Source organism: Undibacterium sp. KW1, from assembly GCF_009937955.1.
In the GTDB taxonomy this organism is placed as follows: Bacteria; Pseudomonadota; Gammaproteobacteria; order Burkholderiales; family Burkholderiaceae_D; genus Undibacterium.
In genome coordinates this window covers 761,859-781,215 of record NZ_AP018439.1, presented here as the reverse complement: position 1 = coordinate 781,215, position 19,357 = coordinate 761,859, and the positions used below count along the sequence as shown (strand labels likewise).

Genomic DNA, 19,357 nt, shown 5'->3' with positions numbered 1-19,357 from the left:
TCAGGTACGCAAACTCAGTATTTGCCATGCCGCGAACCCGAGCAATAAACACCCACCAGCGCGGTTAATCAGCATCATTGTTGTGGTGCTGATTTTCTTGCGTATCAATGCTACTCCACTACTCAAGATCAACCACCACAAGGCTGATCCTGAAAATACGCCTGCGACCATGAAAGCCGCGGCAGAAGGATGCACGGCAACCGGGCCCGCGATGCTGGCAAACACCGCAATGAAAGAGACTATGGTCATCGGGTTGGTGATGGTCAGCATGAAGATGGATAAAAATGTGTTGATCACAGTCTGCTTGTTTGCGACATCCTGGCCCACAAGTTGCGCTTTGCTCAATAGCAGTTTGCCACCCATCCATGCCAGGAAGGCGGCCCCCGCTATTGCCAATGGTGTACTCAGCGACACAAAATAATCGGTGATGGCCACCATGCCAAATGCCCCTATCGCACCATACACCGCATCAGCACATGCCGCACCCATGCCACTGACAAAACCGGTGCGCATGCCATATGCCAGCGTACGCTGTATGCACATCAAGCCTATGGGGCCGACCGGTGCGGCAATCGACAGGCCTATCAGCATTGCCTTTAAAAACAGACTCCATTCCATGAATACTCCCCCAGATCAAATACGAGATGGCTCCAGTATGAAGATTTGAGTTCGGGAATAACATGGAAAACTTCAGGTAAAACTGCTACATTGCCTTCATAATTCTTGCGCATCCTCATCTGGACTTAAATATCATGGATATCGACGCCAAAGCCTGGAAAATCCTGGCCGCCCTGCAACGCGACGCCCGCATCTCCCTGAAGGCACTCGCCGATGAAACCGGCCTGTCACTGCCCGCCACCTCTGAGAGAGTCAAGCGCCTTGAAGAAGCGGGTATCATCAAAGCCTACCGCGCAGAGTTGAATGCAGAAGCCCTGGGCCTGCAAGTGCAGGCCGTGATTGGTATCACCGTGCCGCAGCCACAAAAAGCCAGCCTCATTACTCTTCTCAAATCTTTACCTGAAGTGCTGGAATGCCTGCATGTGACAGGACAGAATTCTTTTCTTTTACGCGTTGCGACCAGAGACTTGCGGCATCTGGAAAGCTTTGTCGGGAATATCAATCATTATGGTGAGACGCGTACTTCCATCATCATGTCGGCGCCTATACCTTTGCGGGCTTTGATGCCGGTGGAGGGTAAATGAATGATGTGAACTGATAGCAAGAGTGACGCTGGTTGTATTGACGTTGCTGTTGGTTTTGACTCTGGGGTTGCCGTTGTTTTTGACGTTCGAAGTTCCCATGTGTAGCCGCCGTTTGTGCTGTACAGAAAATGGATTAAGAAGAGCCGCTGTCTGAGCGTAGCGAGTCTCGGATCTTCCCATTTTTTGTACTGCGCAAACGGGAACCCCGTAGGGGCGGCTATGCCTGGGTCGCCTTTTTGGCCCACCTTTTTTGGCGAGAAAAAAAGGTGGGTAGCTGCCGGTCTACCACCGGCCGGTAATCTTAAATTACGTGTGCAGGCATTTGAAAATCAAATCGCCCAAAATACCAAGATTCAGAAGTTTATACACTTCACGACAGGCTAAGAACGCCACTGGAGCGCCAGCCCGGTGGATTCCAGCTAACCCCACGCTGGAATGAAGTATTTAAAATTGCTGTTTCACGACGAACCGTTAACTTGGTTAATATCTGCAAACCCTCAAGCTGATCGTAAAAAATCCCCCGTCCGTTTCCAGCCAGCCCAAACAATTAACACCCAGCATACTCCGTCCATCGAATCAAACATCGAACAATCAACATGCGAGGCCACCATGCACATCAGCAGCGAATCCGCCATACTCTATTTCGGCACCCCCGTCATCCTGATCAGCACCGTCAATGAAGATGGCAGTTTTAACCTGGCCCCTATCTCATCCATTTTCTGGCTGGGCTGGCGTGCCCTCATAGGTGTGGGGTCGAGTTCACAAACCGCCCGCAATTTGAAAAGAAATGGTCAGTGCGTACTCAATCTGGCCTCAGTCAGTGAAGTAGCCGCAGTCAACAAGCTGGCGCTGACGACAGGCTCGGATGCCATGTCCCCCTGGAAGGCAGCACGCGGTTACCGGCTGGAGAGAAACAAATTTGAGCTGGCAGGACTGACGCCACAAAAATCAGAAACCGTGGCCGCCGCACGGGTGCAGGAATGCCTGGTGCAACAGGAATGCACCGTCGCTGCCATGCATGGCATAGCCGAAGACGAAACCATGCTCAAGGGTGGCATACTGACTTTCGAGTTGCGCATACAACGCCTGCATGTGGATGCGTCGCTACTGCTGGATGGCAATCCTGACCGGATAGACCCGGACAAATGGCAGCCGCTGATCATGAGCTTCCAGAAATTCTATGGACTGGATAATCAGCAGGTACATGCATCTACCCTATCGACGATACCGGAAAAAGCTTACCGCAGTCCGGATGTCGATAAGGCCCGTCAAATACCTGCATTGTCAGAGTCTTAAACCTTCATCATCGATGCTGTCCTGGGCTTGGACAACAGCTCGGCAAAGACTTGCCAGCGGCTTTGCTCATCGCCCGGTTTAGCAAGTTTTTCTACATAGGCCTTGGTCATATCCTGGCCAAGGTTGTAGTTGATGACGTAAGACCTATGCTTTTCCATGAAGCGCAGGCGTTGCCGTGATCTGGCTTCGTCAGACAAGGCGTATTTCATCAGCATGGCGACGGCGGCTTCCGTGTCGACTTCACCATCGAGATATAGCTTGGCGACCATATTGCCAGCGTAAGTCAGCTTTTGCAGGACGGCCTGCACCTGGTAGTAATGTTCGACCTTGGCCGGGTCTATGCCTGCCAGCGGGAACAGGGTTTCTTTTTCAAATGCCATGCGCTCTGCATGCGGAAAGGCGACTTCTATGCCGTAGTTGGCACTGCCCTCGGCCAAGAAGGACATCGGTGAATACAGGGGATAAACGCTGTACTCGACCCAGGCATTGTCATTGACCAGGTGTTTTTCTATGAGCAGATTAAAGACATGATGGCCAGGGTAGCCCTCATGGCTTGCCAGGTCAATGGCGCGGCTGATGAACATGGGGAGGTCGGTATTGACCTGTATCAGGCTATAGCTATTGCCCTTGTACCAGTTGTAGGCACTCCAGACCTGGTCCTTGACATATTCAATCTCAAAATTTTCTTCTTCCGGCAGGCTGATGTATTTCCTGGTGCGGGCGCGGGATTCGTTGATGGCAGCCTTGAACACGACATCAAGCTTGTCTTGCGGGATTTCAAACTGCTTTGCATAAGTGCTGAGGCGGGTATTCAAATCACCTTCACCCGGCAGTAGCTGACTCAGTTCAGCCAGGATGGGGTCGAAATCTGCCGGGCTCAGTTCAGGTGACCGGGCATCGTACAAGGCTTGCGATTCATCATCGAAAGACAGTTTATGACCTGCCAGATGAGCAATGTAGGTGCGCACGGCGGCTACATGCAGGCGTAAAAAATCCTGGCGCAGCTCTTGGCCGGCCACTGCTGCTGGCAGGGCTTGCGCCTGTGCTGTCAGTTCTTCTGCCTGCTGCAACAAGTCTGCCAGGGGCAGTTTTTGCGATGCTGCCTGCCATTCTGCAGGGCCGTAATAGGCATCGACATAGCCGGGATCATGCTGACCAACTGCCAGGACGAGTTTGACATAGGCTTCTGCCACCTGATTGAGTTCCATGAAATGTTCTCCGCATGTATTTATAGAAATATTGTTGCCAGCATTTTACTGCTGTTGGACGCCTGTGGCTTGTTCAAGTTCAGGCTGATGTCATCAGCGCAGTGCACAAAAATTGACATGATCTTCAGCTAACACTATATTGCGCTACCGCCTGAGCTCATCCTTACAAAAATTGAGCCATGGCGTGACACTGAGGATAGATGCGCAGCCCACAAGGCAGCAGATCACAATCAGGGCTTACGCAAAATTGTTGCTGCCAGTCTTTGCTGTGCAGTCGGGGTGGTTTTGCGTCAGTCCTTAATAAAAATGGAGGATACATGGCTCTGCAACAGCTGGATGATGAACAGATACGCACCTGGACACGACGACAGAAGGATCAATGGTGGTTTGACAACATCTACCGCAAGGACATGGCACAGCTCACCCTGCGCTCTGCCCTGACAGGTTTCTTGCTGGGTGGCATACTGGCCGCCACGGCATTGTATATCGGTGCCAAGACCGGTATCGGTATTGGTGTAGGCCTGACTTCAGTGATTTTGTCGTTTGCGATTTTCAAGATCTTGCATAGCATGGGCGTGACTGCCGACTACAGCATACTGGAAAACAACCTCACGCAATCGGTCGCCACTGCTGCTGGCTACATGGTCAACCCCATGATTTCCAGCCTGGCGGCGTATATGCTGATCACCGGCAAGATCATCCCCTGGTGGCAGATGCTGATCTGGGTCGTGGTGGTCGCGCTGATCGGTGTGCTGGTCGCATTCCCGCTGAAGCGCCGCTTTGTCAATGAAGACCAATTGCCCTTTCCAGAAGGCCGCGCCTGTGGCGTGGTACTTGACTCGCTCTACACCGACGGTGCAGGCGGCGGCATCTACAAGGCCAAGCTGCTCGGTTATACCAGTTTGTTTGCCGGTTTGTACCAGATCATCGTCAGCGATGGCTGGATGCGGCTGATACAGTTCAAGATTTTGCGCATGGACAAATGGGCAGGCATGACAGAAGCCTGGAACCTGCCTGAGCGCCTGGATACTTATTACTACACGGCAGCCATGAAGTTCCAGTGGTGGATACCCAAGATCATGGGTACCGATATACGTCAACTCGGCCTGCGCCTGAATCTGGACGTTGCGATGTTTGGCGTTGGTGGCCTGATGGGCATACGGGTTGCCAGCAGCGTCATGCTGGGTGCTTTCATCAACTTTGTGATCCTTGCGCCGTGGATGATACAAAACGGCGATATCGCTGCGCGCACTTTGCCAAATGGCACGGTAGTCGCCATTTCCCGTACCGAGATTGTCAACCAGTGGGGCCTGTGGTGGGCAGTGACGATGATGGTGGTGGGCTCCATGGTTGGTTTGCTGGCCAAACCTGAGCTGTTCAAGGCGGCCTTCAAATCCATGACTGGCGGCGGCAAGAAAGAAAAAGAGTCCGGACCCGATCCTTTGAAGGATATTGAAGTACCGCTGTGGATTTCTTATGTAGGTGTACCTATCCTGTGTGCACTTGCTGCCTGGCTGGTGAATACCCTGTTTGGCGTGCCTTACATCATGGCGCTGATCGCTTTCCCGCTGATTTTTGTGCTGACCATCATCTGTATCAATGCGATGGCGCTGACTTCCTGGGCACCTATCGGTGCGCTGGCCAAGATCACGCAATTCAGCATGGGTGCAATAGACCGCAGCAATCCGGCCAATAACCTTTTACCAGCCGGTATGACAGCAGACATCGCCTTCAATGCGTCTTCATTGCTGTCGGATATCAAACCTGGTTATATGCTGGGTGGCAAACCGCGTCACCAGGTCATTGGCCATATCATTGGTATTGTCTCTGGTGCACTGGCTTGCGTGCCGCTGTTCTTCCTGTTGTTCTTGCCACCAGATGCGAATGGCTTGCGCAGCACGGCGACTATCGTCAGTGAGCAATTCGCCTTCCCGTCTGCCTTGCAGTGGAAGGGTGTGGCCGAGATCATTGCCAAGGGCGTCAGTGGCTTGCCGACTTCTGCCATCATCGCCATGGCGGTAGCGGGCCTGTGCGCAGTGTTCATTGAAGTGACCAATGTCATCACCCGTGGCCGCTTGCCGCTGTCTTCAGTATCCATAGGACTGGGCGTAGTCTTGCCACCAGAATCCTGCTTCGCCATGTGGCTGGGTGCCTTGATATTCTGGTACATGGGCAAAAGAAATGCTGAAAAAGGCACGAAAGGCCATACTTTCTGGGTAGAGGGTTGCGAGGCTATCAGTGCAGGGTTGATCTCGGGTGCGGCTATCCTGGGGATAGGTAATGCCATTATTAATGTGATGATGTAGTTGTACGTTTGTAGGTTGGGCTGCGTTTGTAGGTTGGGCTGCGGGGTACCAGCCCAACACTCGGCGTTTAAATAACGTATACGTTTGCAGAAGCCCAGTGTTGGGCTGGTAAAGCGTAGCCCAACCTACGAAGCTTCGCCCAACCTAGGCCCCTTCCAGGTCTACGCCTGCAAATACCTTTGCAGCATACCGACCAGTTCGCTCTTCCCCCGCAACTGAAACTCCACCGGTGCCTGGTCTATTACCAGCCTGTGCGTGAAATGCTCAATCGCATGCACGACAAAATAAGCCTGCATCTGGCGGTCAGCAACTGCTGCAACGTCAGCTCGCAAACTCAGGCAACGTGCCACCTCTTCTATCAAAAACTGTTCTGCCTGTTTCGCAGTCTGCCGCAATTGTGCGGGCAGCAAGCCTTCTTCATATAACAACCTGTGCAAGCCGGGATTGTGCTCATGCAAGGCAATCATGTGGCCGACGATGTCATGCAATACCGGCTCCAGCGCTTGTGTGGTCGTGCGCAGGGTCTCAAGCAGGCGCATGCTGAGAGCCAGTCCCTCGGCCAGATGCTGCTCGGCCAATGCCGTCAATATCGAATCCTTGTTAGGAAAGTATTGGTAGAGTGAACCAATCGAGACCCCGGCGCGGCTGGCGATACGTGAAGTCGTGCCAGCGGCATAGCCATATTCATCAAAAATGTGAATAGCTGCTTCCAGGATAGCCTGCACGGTAACCTTGGAACGCTGCTGGGAAGGCTGTTTTAAAGGCTGGGTTATAGGCCGGTTATTAGGCCGGTTATTAGGCCGGGTGAGAGGCTGACTACGTGATTTAGACATGGCAGTAAGCAGCCTCCGAATGCGAATAGACAATATGAATAATTATTCATATTATAGTCCTACACACATTGACCGGACTATCGCAGCATGAATATGAATCAGGCACGCCACAGCCAGACTTACTGGCACTGCTATCACGACCCAGCTCTGCTGGCACGCGTGCTGACCGTGGTGCAAACACGCCATCTGCAATCTACGGGGGTGGAGTTGCATATAGACCTGTACCAGCAACAGGATAAAGCTGCCCCTGTGCTGATATTGAATCACGGTGGCGGTGGATACGGCGGTTTGTTTGTTGGCCTGGCACTGGCTTTTTATGAGCAGGGTTATACCGTCATCGTGCCTGACCAGAAAGGCCAGGGGCGCTCTGGCGGCGCGATGGGCGACTTTACCGTGGCAGAAGCCGTGCAGAACATCGTCGATGTAGCAAACTGGGCCAGAACAGAGTTTAGCGGCCCGCTCTACCTTTGCGGCGGCAGCATAGGTGGTGGCCTGACGTACGCCGCCGCTGCCGTGCTGGCAAAACAGGGCAGGCCGCCAGTCGCGGCGGTTTGCCTGAATCTGTATGATTTTGGCGACCCGGTCACTGGCCTCGCATTTACCCGCTTTGCAGGCCTGGCAAAACTCCCCGGTCTTGCCAGGATGTGCAAGGCAATGGGTAGCCTGCTGGCAAAAATCGTACCTCGCATGCGCCTGCCCTACCGCCCGCTCGCACGTTTTGAAAACATGGTCGATGAACGCGACCTGGCTCTGGGCTTTTACGCCAGATGGCAGGCTGATCCGCTGACTCTGCGTACAGTGACGGCGCGCTATTTCGCCAGCATGCTGGCGACACCTTTTGTGATACCGCTAGAAGCCAATACTGATGTGCCTGTGCTGGTCATCAACCAGAAACGTGACAAGATGGTCAATCCGCAATTGACACTGGATTGCTACCAGCGGCTGGCCGGTAACAAAAGTTATGCAGAAATAGACTGGGGACATTTCTCTTTGCAAACAGAGTTTAACAAAGAATTACTGGCACTTGGACAACAATGGCTGAGCACAATCCCCCTCAATCATGGCTCAACCTTGTATTAACTTGTGCAACGCACAGCAAAAATTTCAAACAATGTGAAATTGCCTGACATCCAAAACCACTGTTCGTGCGTTAAGGGGTATATGGAGCAGATTTGCTCAGCCTATCTTACCGCGCAGGAAGAAATTCATGTCAGCACATACTCGTACGCACAACAAGCCTTTAATGAAAATTGCCGCCCTGGCAGTGGCGGGCCTGTTTTATTTAGGCTCGGCCCAGGCTCAGGATGAGCCGCCAGGCCGCGTCGCCAGGGTCAGTTACTCCTACGGCAATGTCAGTTTTGCCGATGCGGGCAGCAATAGCTGGAGCTCACTGGTGCAAAACCGCCCCATCTCTACCGGCGACAGCCTTCAGGTGCCCTATGCGGGCAGGGCAGAAATGCATGTGGGGCCAAATGCCTTGCGCCTGGCAGAAAACACACGCATGAGTTTCAGCCTGCTGGATGACGACAACACGCAAATCGACCTGAATCAGGGCAGCATGGTGATACGCGTGCGCGAACTCAGCAACCGCGAAAATTTTGACATACGCACACCCAACCTGGTGTTCTCGCTGCAAGAGCCAGGTGAATACCGCATCAATGTTAACGACGACAATACCACCACTGTACTGGTCAGGCGTGGTACCGCTGTTGCCCGTGGCGAGCGTGATACCGTCACCATCAGACAAGGTGAACAATCGCGTTTTTCTGGCAGCAACCTGCAGCACACGATGATAGGCTATGTACCGCCGCCCGATACTTTTGATTTATGGGCTGCTGACCGTGACCGTGCAGAAGAGAATGTAGAGACCGTGCGTTATGTCTCGCGTGAAGTCATAGGCTATGAACAGCTTGATCAATATGGTTCATGGGAAACCACCAGCGATTATGGCGCAGTCTGGTACCCGCGCCAGGTCAGCGCGACCTGGGCGCCGTACCGCGATGGTAGCTGGGTCTGGGTTGCCCCCTGGGGCTGGACTTGGGTAGATCGTGCCCCATGGGGATTTGCACCCTATCACTATGGCCGCTGGGCTTATGTAGGCACACGCTGGGCCTGGGTGCCCGGACCACGCCAGCATCATATCCGTCCGGTATATGCACCGGCTCTGGTGGCTTTTGTCGGCGGCAACACTTACATCAATAATTATTATGGTTCCAAACCGGGTTCACATCCTTCGGTTGCCTGGTTCCCGCTGGGGCCTGGTGAAGTCTATAAGCCAGGTTACGCCCATAGTAACCAGTACATACAACGCCTGAATCAAAACATGGTGGTCAACAGCACGATCACGAATGCCCGCTTTGTGAACCAGGGTGTGCGTAATGCCGTGACCATCGTACCCACCAACACCTTTGTACGCGGTGAGCATGTATTGCCCGTCTCCAGAAACCCTGTCGCAGCAGTACAAAACCGCCAGGCCCCGGTAGTAGTCACTGAGGCACCGAATATCACGCCGGTCAGTAATAACCGTTTTGGCGAAGCACGCCAGGGCAACTTGCGTAACGCGGAACAATTCAGGCAAAGAAATCTGGACATGCCACCAGCACGCAATGACCGCGTGGGCACAATCACCAACCTGAATCCGAATGAAGCCAGGCCAGTGAACCGCCCGGCAGAAATCAATGGCTACCCACGCGGGCAAAATAATGCAGTCGTAACACCGAATGCACAGCCAAATACTGTGTCGGGCATTATTTCAAATGCGGTCAATACGCCACCTGCCAACGGCAATAGTCTTGCCCCTGCGAATAACCCGGCCAATCAGGGCATGGGCAATATGAACCGCAGCCCGGAGACACAGGGTAACGCGCCCCGCATCTATGGCAATGGTGCACCTAACAACGTCAACCAGGGCAACAATGTCTATCAGCGTCCGCAACTGAATAATCCATCAGCTAATCCACCAGCGGCAACAGTGAATGTGCAACCAAACAATAATGCTGCACCGAATGTGGCACCGCCGGTCAATGTTATCAGTAATCCACCTGTGCGCTCGCCTGCTGCGAATGCCCCGGTCAATAATGCGATCATGGGCAGCCCCAATCCTGTGAACCAAAACAGACCAGCTGAAAACAATGACAGGTCATCCAGATATGGTAATGGCATCAATAATAATCCAGCACAGGAAATACGTGTGGAACGCCAGCCAGAGCGTATAGACCGCGGCAATGAAAGACCGGTTGAACGAGTCAGGGAGAGACCAGTGCCAGTCGCACCGGTAGAGCGGCCTGTGGAAAGGCCGGTAGAAAGACAGGCTCCGCAACCCATGATACAGCCTGCACCACAGCAGGCCCCACGCATGGAACAGAGGATGGAGCCAAGAATGGAACAGAGACAGGCACCGGCCCCAGCGATAGTGCATATGCCTGCTCCCGCTCCAGCAGCAGCCCCGGCTCCAGCGCCACGGGCTGCCCCGGCACCCGCGCCTGCTCCAGCACCAAGGGCTGAACCGGCAAAAGAAAAGGATGATGCACGCAATGCGAAGATGCGTGGTTTAAGCGAACGCTAGAACCTAATGCCCCGCAAAAAACCAGCCTGCCCTGTCACAGGGATTACAGGCTGGTTTTTTTCGTCGCGTTTTCTAAAGCAGCTTGAGCTGACACGCATGTCTCGCGGCGGATGTGGCAATCGCAGCCTTTCCCCTTTTCATTCTCATGCCTGTATTTCCTTCCTTACCGTCTCACGCTTTACTGTGATGTGACGAAAGCATGCTGCCGAGGTTTGGATTTTTTGAACCAGCCCCGCCGTCTCTTACCCAAAGCTGTGTGCCATATCAAGGCTGACAGTTCCACTACCTTCACCCAATAAAGAGAGACGACCATGCATGCATCACATAACTTGCGGCTGATACTGGCTGCTACCGGTATCTGTATTTTGTTTTCTGCCAGCCGCATCATGGCGCAAGACATGCCCTCTGCTTGTGCAATCACTCTGGAGATGCGGGGCGTGCGTTTTGCATTACACCAGGCTGCGACACCACAAAATGCACAACAAGAAATCAAACTCAAGCAGCAAGTAATACTACAAAAAGATGGGAAGTTTCGCACCATCAGTGAATCTGTTTGGCCAGGCAATATACGCTTTCAATTTCTGACGACTGGCGACAAAGACGGTGCGGCAGCGGTGGATTTGCTGCAATGGCGGCAAGGCATTGAGATAGAGCGCGAGAATGCAGCTGAGGCACGCAATGAATATGCCGACCTGCTATACCTGAGCCCGGTACTCCTGCTGGAACTTGGCAGCATGCGCATGCCCATCGATTTACCAGGTGCTGAAAATAAAAATTACCAGCAAGTGAATTTCAATGATGTCGCAGGCCGCCCTGCCAGCATGATCATAGAGCGCAGCAGCGGCCAGGTATTGAGTGCAAAAACCGCGGCCTCCACTTATGAATACGCCGATTACAACAGTATGCAAAATTTCAGGCAGCCCCGGCAGATCACAGTAAAAAACGGTGGGCGGCTGGTACTGCAATGGAAGATCAGTGCGGCAGTGAGAGAGCATGTTGATGCCCACAGCTTTGCGCTGCCAGCAACGTATATAGAAAAACAGGACAAGGGAGCACTGCGCGCCACCATGATAGCACCTGGCACTTACCGGGTTGATGGTAGTGAGTCTGGCTATCACACGGCTTTCTCGGTCGGAAAGCATAGCGTGGCAATCTATGATGCGCCTGTCAGTGCAGCAGAAGCAGCCAAAGTCAGGGCATTGATAGAACAGACTGCTCCTGGCCGCAAGCTGGCCTACCTGGTACTGTCACATAGCCACCGCGACCACATAGCCGGTGCGCCGTCTTACATACAGGATGGCATGCACATCCTCGCGGGAAAGGATGGACGCCTGGCCATCGAAAGGCAACTGGGCCAACTGGTCGCCAGCAAGGTGCAGGAAGTCGCCAGCGTGTTTGATATTGACCTCGGTGGCCGCAGCATACACATTTATCCCATCGCCAGCAGCCATGCATCTGACATGCTGATAGCTTATGACAAAAGCACCCAGACGCTGTTTCAGGGTGACCTGTTTTACCTGCCTGAAATCGGCCCCATCCCACCGGTGTTTGATGTCGGCCTGGAGCTGGACAGCCTGATCACACAACATCAGCTGCAAGTACAGCAATTGGTTGGCGTACATGGCCGCAGCGGTAGTTTCACAGAATTTAAAAAAGCATTGGAATTGAGAATGACAGAAAAACCAGCGGCTAAAAAAAACTGAAAACCCGCCAAAAACTCAAATTCCATTTGTAGAAAACTGTGTCGGCATGCGTCATAAGCGACACAGTTTTTGTGTACAGCTATCTTCAGGGCAGCAATTGTTGTAAATTTCGGTAATGCAATACACACGCAAGACACTATCATCGCAGTCCGCAAATGCTAATTGCATTTTGCACAACAAGATAATGGTTCAAGATGCGCCGGAAAAATCTCTCCACCTGCAAGGCTTATTCGCACCTGCTTAACATCCTGCTGCTTGGCATACTGGCATTGCCCGGTTTTATGATGCCTGCAATGGCGCAAGACCTGCAGATTTTCACCGAAGACTGGCCCCCCATCAGCTTTGGCAGTGGTAACAAGGCAGAGGGCATGGCTGTTGAGGTCGTGCAAGCCATGCAGGCACACATAGGCAACAGCCAACCCATACAAGTCGTACCCTGGGCACGCGGCTACAAGGCCTTGCTGGAAGAACCCAATACCCTGTTGTTCACGGTTGGACGTTCTGAAGAGCGCGAAAAACTCATGGTCTTGCTAGGTCCGATTGCGGTCTCAACCACATCTTTATATACCCGCAAAGGCAATGCCGCTCGTCTGCATAGCATGGGCGATGAAATACAAAAACTCAAGGTAGGCGCCTATCGTTCCAGCATCTTCGCAGATACCGCGCGCAAGAAGGGCTTTCAAAATATAGAGCAGGCACCGACACCGCAAATCATTGCGAATATGTTGCTGGCCAAACGTTTCGATTTATGGGTGGAAGGCAGCCTGGTGGTGTCATCGGTACTCAAGGAGATTGGTCACACTGCAGATGATGTGGAGAAGGTCAAAGTTCTCGACAGTCTGGAACTGTACCTGGCATTCTCCACCTCCACCTCACCAGCCACGATCAAGGTCTGGGAAGATGCCTTGCGCTGGCTGAAGAAGGAAGGCCACTTCGCCCGCATCCATCAGAAGTGGCTGCCGAATGAGCCACCACCGATGGCAGTAATACGGCTTGATCCGCCCGGCAAGCCCTGAGTCAAACCTGAGTGCATCAAGACATGTCAGGTTTTGCCGGCGTGGTTTCAGGCGTAGCGTATATTTTCAAAATGAAAAGCAAAAGGTGTGGAATTGGCACCGGGGCCGCCGCCTGTCATGACGATATCGGCCTCGGCAATACCAAGCAAAGACAGTTCGGTATTGATATTGGAGATGATTGCAGAATTCATGACCTGCCCCTGGGCCACCTCTGAGGCAACGCCTATCCAGATGACAGGTTTGAACTCAAAAGCGGCTTTTTGCGCTGGTGCGATGGATGTGTGAGTCGCCAGCAAAGAACCATCCTTGTAAATCGACGCATTGATAGCTCCTTTGGTCAATTCATTTGCTACATGTATCTGCGCCGGATTGCCCGCATCGCCAGCCAGTGATAATTGTGTGCCAGAGTTACTCAAAGCAACATGAAACAAATTTCCATTTTGCGCAGCGAGTTGGGGCGTGTAATTACCCCATGAATCACTTGCACTCACTTGAGAACTTATTGGATATGCAAAAGGGTGATTATCACCAACGCCGCAATTTTCTATGACCTTCCATGCTACGGCAGTCTCATCAAAATTGGTCGCAAGGTTTTTTTGAAAAATCACGACACTGGAATTATTCGTGTCATTCGACCGGTTGATGAAGTTCAGTTTGATATCCATATAAAACCTTTGTGCTGGGTTAGAGGGTCGGTGAGCTAAAGAAAAATTTAACAGAAAATTTGATAGCGAGTTTGACAGCGAATTTATCAAATCTTTCGCTCAAAAGAATTTTCGCCCAACCCGGCAACCGCCAAATAAGATAGCATAAATTCAATTATCCAAACACGGATTTATGTCTTCGTTACTACCGTATTTCTGTAATTACCTATTATCTCAAGACAACAAAGCCACCAGTGCCGTTGGATGTATATGCCAGCCCATCAAACCTGCCAGGCCCATCAGCACACCAAAACCGGTAGGAGCCAGGGTCACGAAATACAGCCAGCGCTGTTTGGTCAGCGCAGTGACTGCCAACAAGGAGATGGCAATCGCCAGCAAGGCATCTGACAAGTCGAACTGGTCGTCCTTGTAATTGGCGTTATCGTAATCGACCTGGTCTTGCTCGGCCTGCTTTTTCAGTTCTTCTTTTTTGTCGTGCTGCTCTTTGGCCAGTTTTGCATAGCTATCGATGGCGGCCTGATACTCTGCCTTCTGGTCAGCAGGTACATTTTTGGATGCCAGGCGCAGTTGCAGTTCAGTCGATTTGGCCAGTTCTTCCCGCATATTGCGCGCCTGGTAAAACGCCCAGTGATCTATCTTGTTGGCCTGTGATTGCTGCATGGCCTGGACGATATTGTCATCTTTGACCTTGCATATACCCATGAAAGTCGCCAGCAAAGCGACAGTAATGGCAACCCAGATATTCAATTGGTTGCTTGCCTTGTCTTGTTTGGCATCTTCCTGTTGCTCTGTTAATTGCTCTACGGTTTCCAGGGGATCGATGTCCATATATGCTCCTATGTTTAAAAATACATCAAAACAGCATTGTCGCACCAAGTTCAGAAAAATTTACTGAAATTCAATACGCCTTCAATACCGCAGGGCATCCATGCCCCAAAATCTTGGGCTCGTCAGTTTTTTTTTGCTTTCGTCGGAAAATGCGAGACGAAAGCCGCGCAGGCAATTATTCTTGGCAGCAATCGCAAATAAGAAGGAAATAACAATGTTCACGACTATCTGGTTTATCTTACGCTCCAGTTTTGGCTGGGGATTGCTGATCATGTTCACCACGATCTTGATCGTGAATGGCATTTTCAGAAACCACTTGCCAGGTGAGTTTATTCTCATCCCTTTCAGTCTCGTGGCCTTGGTCATGGGGATCAGCTTCTCGCATGTGCGCCGGGTACGTCTGATTGCCAGCAAGGTAGATACCAACACGCTGGCCAACCGCCAGCGCCGCCAGATCGAAATCCCGCTGGAGGCCAGCGAAGCTTTTGAACTGGTCGATGCCGCCATCCGCGAATTGCCAGGCGCAGAAGATACCGAGAGCGCCAGGGACAGCCTGCAAATACGCGCCAAGATCAAGCGCATAGACCCCTACCAGGCTAACTTCATTGATGAATTGAAGGTTCTTGATTTCTTGACGACCAAACGCAACCAGATTCTCGCCACCATCACTCCCGGCGATGGCATAGGCAGCCTGACCCTGATTTGCGAACCTGAGCGCCCGGCCTGGACAGATTTTTTCCTCGTTGATAATGGTACCAACCTGGAAAATGCAGAAGCCATCACCCGCGCCATTACCCGCCGCATTGCAGAACGCAGGCGCAAGGAAAAAGCCAGTGCAGCGCAATCTGTGACGGAAAAAGAATTGACGGTCGCCAAACTCAATTTGCTGCATGCCCAGGTAGAACCACACTTCCTGTACAACACTCTGGCCAGTGCGCAATTATTGACACGCGCTGATCCAGCGGCGGCTGACCAGATGCTGGGCAATCTGATTACCTACCTGCGCCATTCATTGCCACGCACCGAAGATACAGCATCAAGCATAGGCGAAGAACTGGAACGATCCATCGCCTATCTCGATATCATGAAGATACGCATGGGCACACGCCTGAATATACAAATCCAGGTACCAACAGAATTGAAAGCCCTGCCCTTCCCCATGATGATGTTGCAAACCCTGGTAGAAAACGCCATCAAGCACGGCCTGGAACCCAAGACCGGCGGCGGCACTATCTGGATCATCGCCAGGCAGCATGAAGGCAATGTCGCCGTTACTGTGGCTGATGACGGCAATGGCCTGGGCACAGAAATTGGCGGTACCGGCATAGGCTTGAAGAATGTGCGTGAGCGCCTGCGCCTGGCGCATGGCAATGCGGCAAGTTTTGTACTGGTCGGTAATTTCCCCAGCGGGGTTGCTGCGACCATCACCGTACCTGTTGTAACTGCCAAGGGAGAACAAGATGCCTAAGTGCGTTGTCGCCGAAGATGAAAGTCTGTTACGCGAAGCCCTGTTGCAGCAACTGAGCCTGGCCTGGCCAGAGCTGGAAATCGCCGCTGCCTGTGACGATGGCGGCAGTGCGCTGGAAGCCATTGCCATGCATCAACCAGATGTAGTGTTCCTTGATATACGCATGCCAGGTTTGAGCGGACTGGAAGTAGCCGCTGCCATGACCGAGGTCAGCCCGCAAAGCCAGATCGTGTTCGTCACTGCCTATAACCAGTATGCGATTGATGCCTTTGAAAAAGGTGCGGTCGATTATCTGTTGAAGCCAATTACCCAGGACAGGCTGCTCGCTACCGTCAAGCGCCTGCAGATGCGTGCGCTGACCGGCACGGCTGATTTGCAGGCTATCAGCACCCTGGTACGCCAGCTCAGCGGTGGTCCGGCGGACATGCCCAAACCTGCGCCGCTGGTGTGGATCACCGCCAGCGTCGGCAATGAAACCCGGCTCATCATGGTCGATGATATTGCCTACTTCCAGGCAGACAGCAAATACACCGTGGTCATGACGGCTGAGGGTGAATCGCTGCTGCGCAAACCCATACGCGATTTGCTGCAAGTGCTGGACAACAGCATGTTCAAACAGATACACCGCTCCACCATCGTCAACCTGAGGGCGATTGCCTCGATCAGCCGCGACGATAGTGGCAAGGGTCTGGTCAAACTCAAGACCAGGCCGGAGACGCTGAGCGTCAGCCAGCCCTTCATGGTCTTGTTCAGGAATATGTAAAGCATGCGCAATCTCAATGAACATACTTTTGTGCAAGCACTGGTACACGCAGCCAAGTCCTTGTTAGCTCTGTCAGCAGCAGTCAGTCTCAAAGTGCTGGATGCGCAGGACAGCAATGGCAATTACCTGTATGCACGTGGCCGCCACAAGTATTTTGGTATAGGTGCGCTAGTGATTTTCTTTGCCCTGTTTGCTGGTTATGGCATGGCGCACATGCTGGCCAGCATGGTGAATGTCAGCAGCACCGGTGCCATCGTTGCCGGTTGTTTGTGGGCGGTATTCCAGTGGTGCCTGGAGCGGCAGATGATCATGTCGATACAATCAGATGCGAGTTGGCGGGCAAAGAGCATGGGCCTGTTCTGGCGCAGCCTGCTGGCCTTGCTGTCTGCGATCACCATGGTCTATCCTTTTTTTGTCGATAGCAACCGTGCCGAGATTACGGTGAAAACCGGCGAACTGGAACGCACGCGCCTGATACAAAACCTGCAAAGCGCGCAACTGGCAACCGGTTTGCCTGCGCTTCAACAGGATGTGGCAGCGCTGGATGACAAGCTGCAAAAAGCAGAAGACAAGCTGCACAGCGAACCACCGCAAGTGGCAGAGATGCGCCAGCAATTACAGACCCTGCGTGAGCAGGCAAAAATAGGGGAGCGCCGCGCCAATGCGCAGATCGCCAACTGGCGCAAAGCCCTGACTGTCGCTTTGCCTGAACAGGCTGTCTTGCTAGAACAAAAAATCAGCGCGGCACAAAACCGCATCAATGCGGCCAAAGCCAGATGCCTGCGACAAGAGCAAGACATCAACACGACCCTGATTGCCTGGCGCAAAGAGAAGCTGGCAGAGAAAGCGCAAGTCGCAGAAGAACGTCATGAGGTCAATGCCATCGCCAGCAAAGCCAGGGCCGATGCGCAAGTACTGGAAAAAACCCAGACTGAACATATACAGGCAGCATCCCATGCAGGTTTTGCGGCTGACTTTGCGGCAACCTGGGACATGCTGCAAAACGATATGCACAGGCGCCTGCAGTTCATTTGGTGGCTGCTGTGGTTTTTGACAATAGAGCTGGTCGCCATCATCGTCAAGTTCACCAGCCATACCGATGTCGATGCACGATTGAATGCCGATGAACACTTGCTGAAGTTTGACATCAACAGCAAGTTCACTTTGCGCCGAGAGCAAATTGAAGTCGGGCAATTGCGCGAGATGACTGCACTCAAGGGTGAACGTGCCGCCCTGCAAGCCGACGACGGTATCAGTGCGGCTGCACTGGCGACCATCAGGCAGATGCGGCAACTGGAGCAACAGGCTGAGCTTAACTCAGGCAATGTCCCATCAGGCTTGCGGTCTTTATTGCAAGAAACCCTGAACACCATGAATGCGAATTTTATACGCTTGCTAGTGCATAAATAAGGAATGTAAGGATTACAATAGCATCACGATTATTCCTGGTTCATATCCTCATGAAACTTGCTCGTATTGGCTGCGTAATCCTGTTCAGTGTATTCAATATCGCTAATGTTGCCTGTGCTGGCGACGCCTGGGTCCCACAAACCAGTGGCACTGAAGTTGAATTACGTGGCCTGTCTGTCGTCAGCTCCAAGATTGCATGGGCCAGCGGTGCCAAGGCCACGGTGTTGCGCACTACCGATGGTGAACGCTGGCAAGTGATGGAGGTAGCAGGTGCAGAAGGCCTGGATTTTCGTGACATCCATGCCTTTGATGCCAGGCACGCTATTATCATGAGCGCCGGGCCGGGTACCCTGTCGCGTCTGTATGAAACCAGGGATGGCGGCAGCAGTTGGCAATTGCTCAAAACCAATGAAGCGAAGACAGGCTTTTGGGATGCGATCTCTTTTTCCAGCCCCAAACAGGGCATCTTGTTTGGCGACCCGGTCGATGGCCAATTCCAGATACTGATAACGGCAGACGGCGGCCTGAACTGGCAAGAAAACAAACACCCCGGTCTAACCGCCCTCCCCAATGAAGGCGCATTTGCTGCCAGCGGCACCTGTGTGGCCACTTATGGTAGCCAGCATGCATGGATAGTCACTGGCGGTGCCAGCCAGGCGCGGGCTTATGCCAGCGCAGATGGCGGCATAAGCTGGTCAGCAGCCACCCTGCCCCTGCCTGCCGCAGCTGCCAGCAAAGGTGCGTTCTCGGTAGCGTTTCTGGATGAAAAAAATGGCATGGCAGTAGGCGGTGATTACAAACTCCCGCAACTCAACAGCCTCAACGGTGCACGTACTGAGGACGGCGGCCAGACCTGGCAGCCAGCCCAGGTATTACCGCAGGGCTTTTTGTCTGTGATAGCCACCGTACCGGGCGCAGCAAAGACCTATGTTGCAGCAGGCCTGGCAGGTTCAGGCATCTCACATGATGCAGGCAAAACCTGGAAGGTGCTGGATAAAACGCCAGTCAATACAGTAGCTTTTGCAAATGCCAAAAACGGCTGGGCAGTAGGGCCAAAAGGTTTGCTCATGAAGTTCAATGATGGTCTAAAATGA

16 protein-coding genes are annotated in these 19,357 nt (G+C 52.8%); 11 read left to right on the top strand and 5 right to left on the bottom strand.

All coding sequences use genetic code 11. The features are described 5' to 3' along the window. Complete coding sequence (locus UNDKW_RS03570; RefSeq protein WP_162057614.1) at window positions 1-618, bottom strand: LysE family translocator; 618 nt, start codon at window positions 616-618, stop codon at window positions 1-3. Window positions 619-752: 134 nt separating this feature from the next. Between UNDKW_RS03570 and UNDKW_RS03565 the strand changes: the two genes are divergently transcribed. Both UNDKW_RS03565 and UNDKW_RS03560 read left to right on the top strand, forming a co-directional pair. Then, window positions 753-1,202 (top strand): Lrp/AsnC family transcriptional regulator, encoded by a 450-nt coding sequence (locus UNDKW_RS03565; RefSeq protein ID WP_162057613.1) that lies wholly within the window; start codon window positions 753-755, stop codon window positions 1,200-1,202. 609 nt (window positions 1,203-1,811) lie between these two features. After that, the gene (locus UNDKW_RS03560; RefSeq protein ID WP_162057612.1) at window positions 1,812-2,498 is read left to right on the top strand and encodes a flavin reductase family protein; all 687 of its coding nucleotides are present in this window, start codon (window positions 1,812-1,814) and stop codon (window positions 2,496-2,498) included. On the opposite strand, the gene UNDKW_RS03555 is transcribed toward UNDKW_RS03560, so the two are convergent. Beyond that, window positions 2,495-3,706, bottom strand: a complete 1,212-nt coding sequence (locus UNDKW_RS03555; protein WP_162057611.1) for a hypothetical protein — start codon at window positions 3,704-3,706, stop codon at window positions 2,495-2,497. The two genes, UNDKW_RS03560 and UNDKW_RS03555, sit on opposite strands and share 4 nt — an antisense overlap. A gap of 317 nt (window positions 3,707-4,023) precedes the next feature. On the opposite strand from UNDKW_RS03555, the gene UNDKW_RS03550 reads away from it, so the two are divergent. Then, window positions 4,024-6,012 carry an OPT family oligopeptide transporter gene (locus UNDKW_RS03550; protein ID WP_162057610.1) on the top strand — a complete coding sequence of 663 codons (1,989 nt, stop codon included), beginning with the start codon at window positions 4,024-4,026 and terminating at the stop codon, window positions 6,010-6,012. Between the two features lie 161 nt (window positions 6,013-6,173). Here UNDKW_RS03550 and UNDKW_RS03545 read toward each other — a convergent pair whose 3' ends face one another. Next, a complete protein-coding gene (locus UNDKW_RS03545) occupies window positions 6,174-6,845 on the bottom strand; it encodes a TetR/AcrR family transcriptional regulator (protein ID WP_162057609.1) in 672 nt (223 codons plus the stop codon). An 87-nt stretch (window positions 6,846-6,932) separates the two neighbouring features. Between UNDKW_RS03545 and UNDKW_RS03540 the strand changes: the two genes are divergently transcribed. The 4 genes from UNDKW_RS03540 to UNDKW_RS03525 all read left to right on the top strand — a co-directional run bounded on the left by UNDKW_RS03540 (window position 6,933) and on the right by UNDKW_RS03525 (window position 13,129). Further along, window positions 6,933-7,925: an alpha/beta fold hydrolase gene (locus UNDKW_RS03540; RefSeq protein WP_162057608.1), complete on the top strand. Its 993-nt coding sequence runs from the start codon at window positions 6,933-6,935 to the stop codon at window positions 7,923-7,925. 127 nt (window positions 7,926-8,052) lie between these two features. Beyond that, complete coding sequence (locus UNDKW_RS03535) at window positions 8,053-10,410, top strand: DUF6600 domain-containing protein (RefSeq protein ID WP_162057607.1); 2,358 nt, start codon at window positions 8,053-8,055, stop codon at window positions 10,408-10,410. Window positions 10,411-10,721: 311 nt separating this feature from the next. Continuing rightward, complete coding sequence (locus tag UNDKW_RS03530; protein ID WP_162057606.1) at window positions 10,722-12,113, top strand: MBL fold metallo-hydrolase; 1,392 nt, start codon at window positions 10,722-10,724, stop codon at window positions 12,111-12,113. A gap of 194 nt (window positions 12,114-12,307) precedes the next feature. Continuing rightward, on the top strand, window positions 12,308-13,129 hold the full coding sequence (locus tag UNDKW_RS03525; protein WP_197893086.1) for an ABC transporter substrate-binding protein: 822 nt from the start codon (window positions 12,308-12,310) through the stop codon (window positions 13,127-13,129). 47 nt (window positions 13,130-13,176) lie between these two features. Here UNDKW_RS03525 and UNDKW_RS03520 read toward each other — a convergent pair whose 3' ends face one another. Both UNDKW_RS03520 and UNDKW_RS03515 read right to left on the bottom strand, forming a co-directional pair. Beyond that, window positions 13,177-13,794 carry a hypothetical protein gene (locus UNDKW_RS03520; protein WP_162057605.1) on the bottom strand — a complete coding sequence of 206 codons (618 nt, stop codon included), beginning with the start codon at window positions 13,792-13,794 and terminating at the stop codon, window positions 13,177-13,179. 213 nt (window positions 13,795-14,007) lie between these two features. After that, window positions 14,008-14,622, bottom strand: a complete 615-nt coding sequence (locus UNDKW_RS03515; RefSeq protein ID WP_162057604.1) for a DUF4337 domain-containing protein — start codon at window positions 14,620-14,622, stop codon at window positions 14,008-14,010. A gap of 214 nt (window positions 14,623-14,836) precedes the next feature. Here UNDKW_RS03515 and UNDKW_RS03510 point away from each other — a divergent pair, with 214 nt between their 5' ends. Genes UNDKW_RS03510 through UNDKW_RS03495 form a run of 4 tightly spaced genes read left to right on the top strand, consistent with a single transcriptional unit; the run spans window position 14,837 to window position 19,357 of the window. After that, the gene (locus UNDKW_RS03510) at window positions 14,837-16,090 is read left to right on the top strand and encodes a sensor histidine kinase (protein ID WP_162057603.1); all 1,254 of its coding nucleotides are present in this window, start codon (window positions 14,837-14,839) and stop codon (window positions 16,088-16,090) included. Continuing rightward, window positions 16,083-16,853, top strand: coding sequence for a LytTR family DNA-binding domain-containing protein (locus UNDKW_RS03505; RefSeq protein ID WP_162057602.1), 771 nt, complete (start codon window positions 16,083-16,085; stop codon window positions 16,851-16,853). Before UNDKW_RS03510 ends, UNDKW_RS03505 begins: the two co-directional genes overlap by 8 nt. Window positions 16,854-16,856: 3 nt before the next feature. Next, window positions 16,857-18,263 (top strand): DUF4407 domain-containing protein, encoded by a 1,407-nt coding sequence (locus tag UNDKW_RS03500; RefSeq protein ID WP_162057601.1) that lies wholly within the window; start codon window positions 16,857-16,859, stop codon window positions 18,261-18,263. A gap of 50 nt (window positions 18,264-18,313) precedes the next feature. Continuing rightward, window positions 18,314-19,357: a YCF48-related protein gene (locus tag UNDKW_RS03495; protein ID WP_162057600.1), complete on the top strand. Its 1,044-nt coding sequence runs from the start codon at window positions 18,314-18,316 to the stop codon at window positions 19,355-19,357.

Bases quoted from the DNA above. Each gene is read 5' to 3' on its own strand.
- UNDKW_RS03570 (WP_162057614.1), bottom strand. From the start codon at position 618: ATGGAATGGAGTCTGTTTTTAAAGGCAATGCTGATAGGCCTGTCGATT.
- UNDKW_RS03565 (WP_162057613.1), top strand. From the start codon at position 753: ATGGATATCGACGCCAAAGCCTGGAAAATCCTGGCCGCCCTGCAACGC.
- UNDKW_RS03560 (WP_162057612.1), top strand. From the start codon at position 1,812: ATGCACATCAGCAGCGAATCCGCCATACTCTATTTCGGCACCCCCGTC.
- UNDKW_RS03555 (WP_162057611.1), bottom strand. From the start codon at position 3,706: ATGGAACTCAATCAGGTGGCAGAAGCCTATGTCAAACTCGTCCTGGCA.
- UNDKW_RS03550 (WP_162057610.1), top strand. From the start codon at position 4,024: ATGGCTCTGCAACAGCTGGATGATGAACAGATACGCACCTGGACACGA.
- UNDKW_RS03545 (WP_162057609.1), bottom strand. From the start codon at position 6,845: ATGTCTAAATCACGTAGTCAGCCTCTCACCCGGCCTAATAACCGGCCT.
- UNDKW_RS03540 (WP_162057608.1), top strand. From the start codon at position 6,933: ATGAATATGAATCAGGCACGCCACAGCCAGACTTACTGGCACTGCTAT.
- UNDKW_RS03535 (WP_162057607.1), top strand. From the start codon at position 8,053: ATGTCAGCACATACTCGTACGCACAACAAGCCTTTAATGAAAATTGCC.
- UNDKW_RS03530 (WP_162057606.1), top strand. From the start codon at position 10,722: ATGCATGCATCACATAACTTGCGGCTGATACTGGCTGCTACCGGTATC.
- UNDKW_RS03525 (WP_197893086.1), top strand. From the start codon at position 12,308: ATGCGCCGGAAAAATCTCTCCACCTGCAAGGCTTATTCGCACCTGCTT.
- UNDKW_RS03520 (WP_162057605.1), bottom strand. From the start codon at position 13,794: ATGGATATCAAACTGAACTTCATCAACCGGTCGAATGACACGAATAAT.
- UNDKW_RS03515 (WP_162057604.1), bottom strand. From the start codon at position 14,622: ATGGACATCGATCCCCTGGAAACCGTAGAGCAATTAACAGAGCAACAG.
- UNDKW_RS03510 (WP_162057603.1), top strand. From the start codon at position 14,837: ATGTTCACGACTATCTGGTTTATCTTACGCTCCAGTTTTGGCTGGGGA.
- UNDKW_RS03505 (WP_162057602.1), top strand. From the start codon at position 16,083: ATGCCTAAGTGCGTTGTCGCCGAAGATGAAAGTCTGTTACGCGAAGCC.
- UNDKW_RS03500 (WP_162057601.1), top strand. From the start codon at position 16,857: ATGCGCAATCTCAATGAACATACTTTTGTGCAAGCACTGGTACACGCA.
- UNDKW_RS03495 (WP_162057600.1), top strand. From the start codon at position 18,314: ATGAAACTTGCTCGTATTGGCTGCGTAATCCTGTTCAGTGTATTCAAT.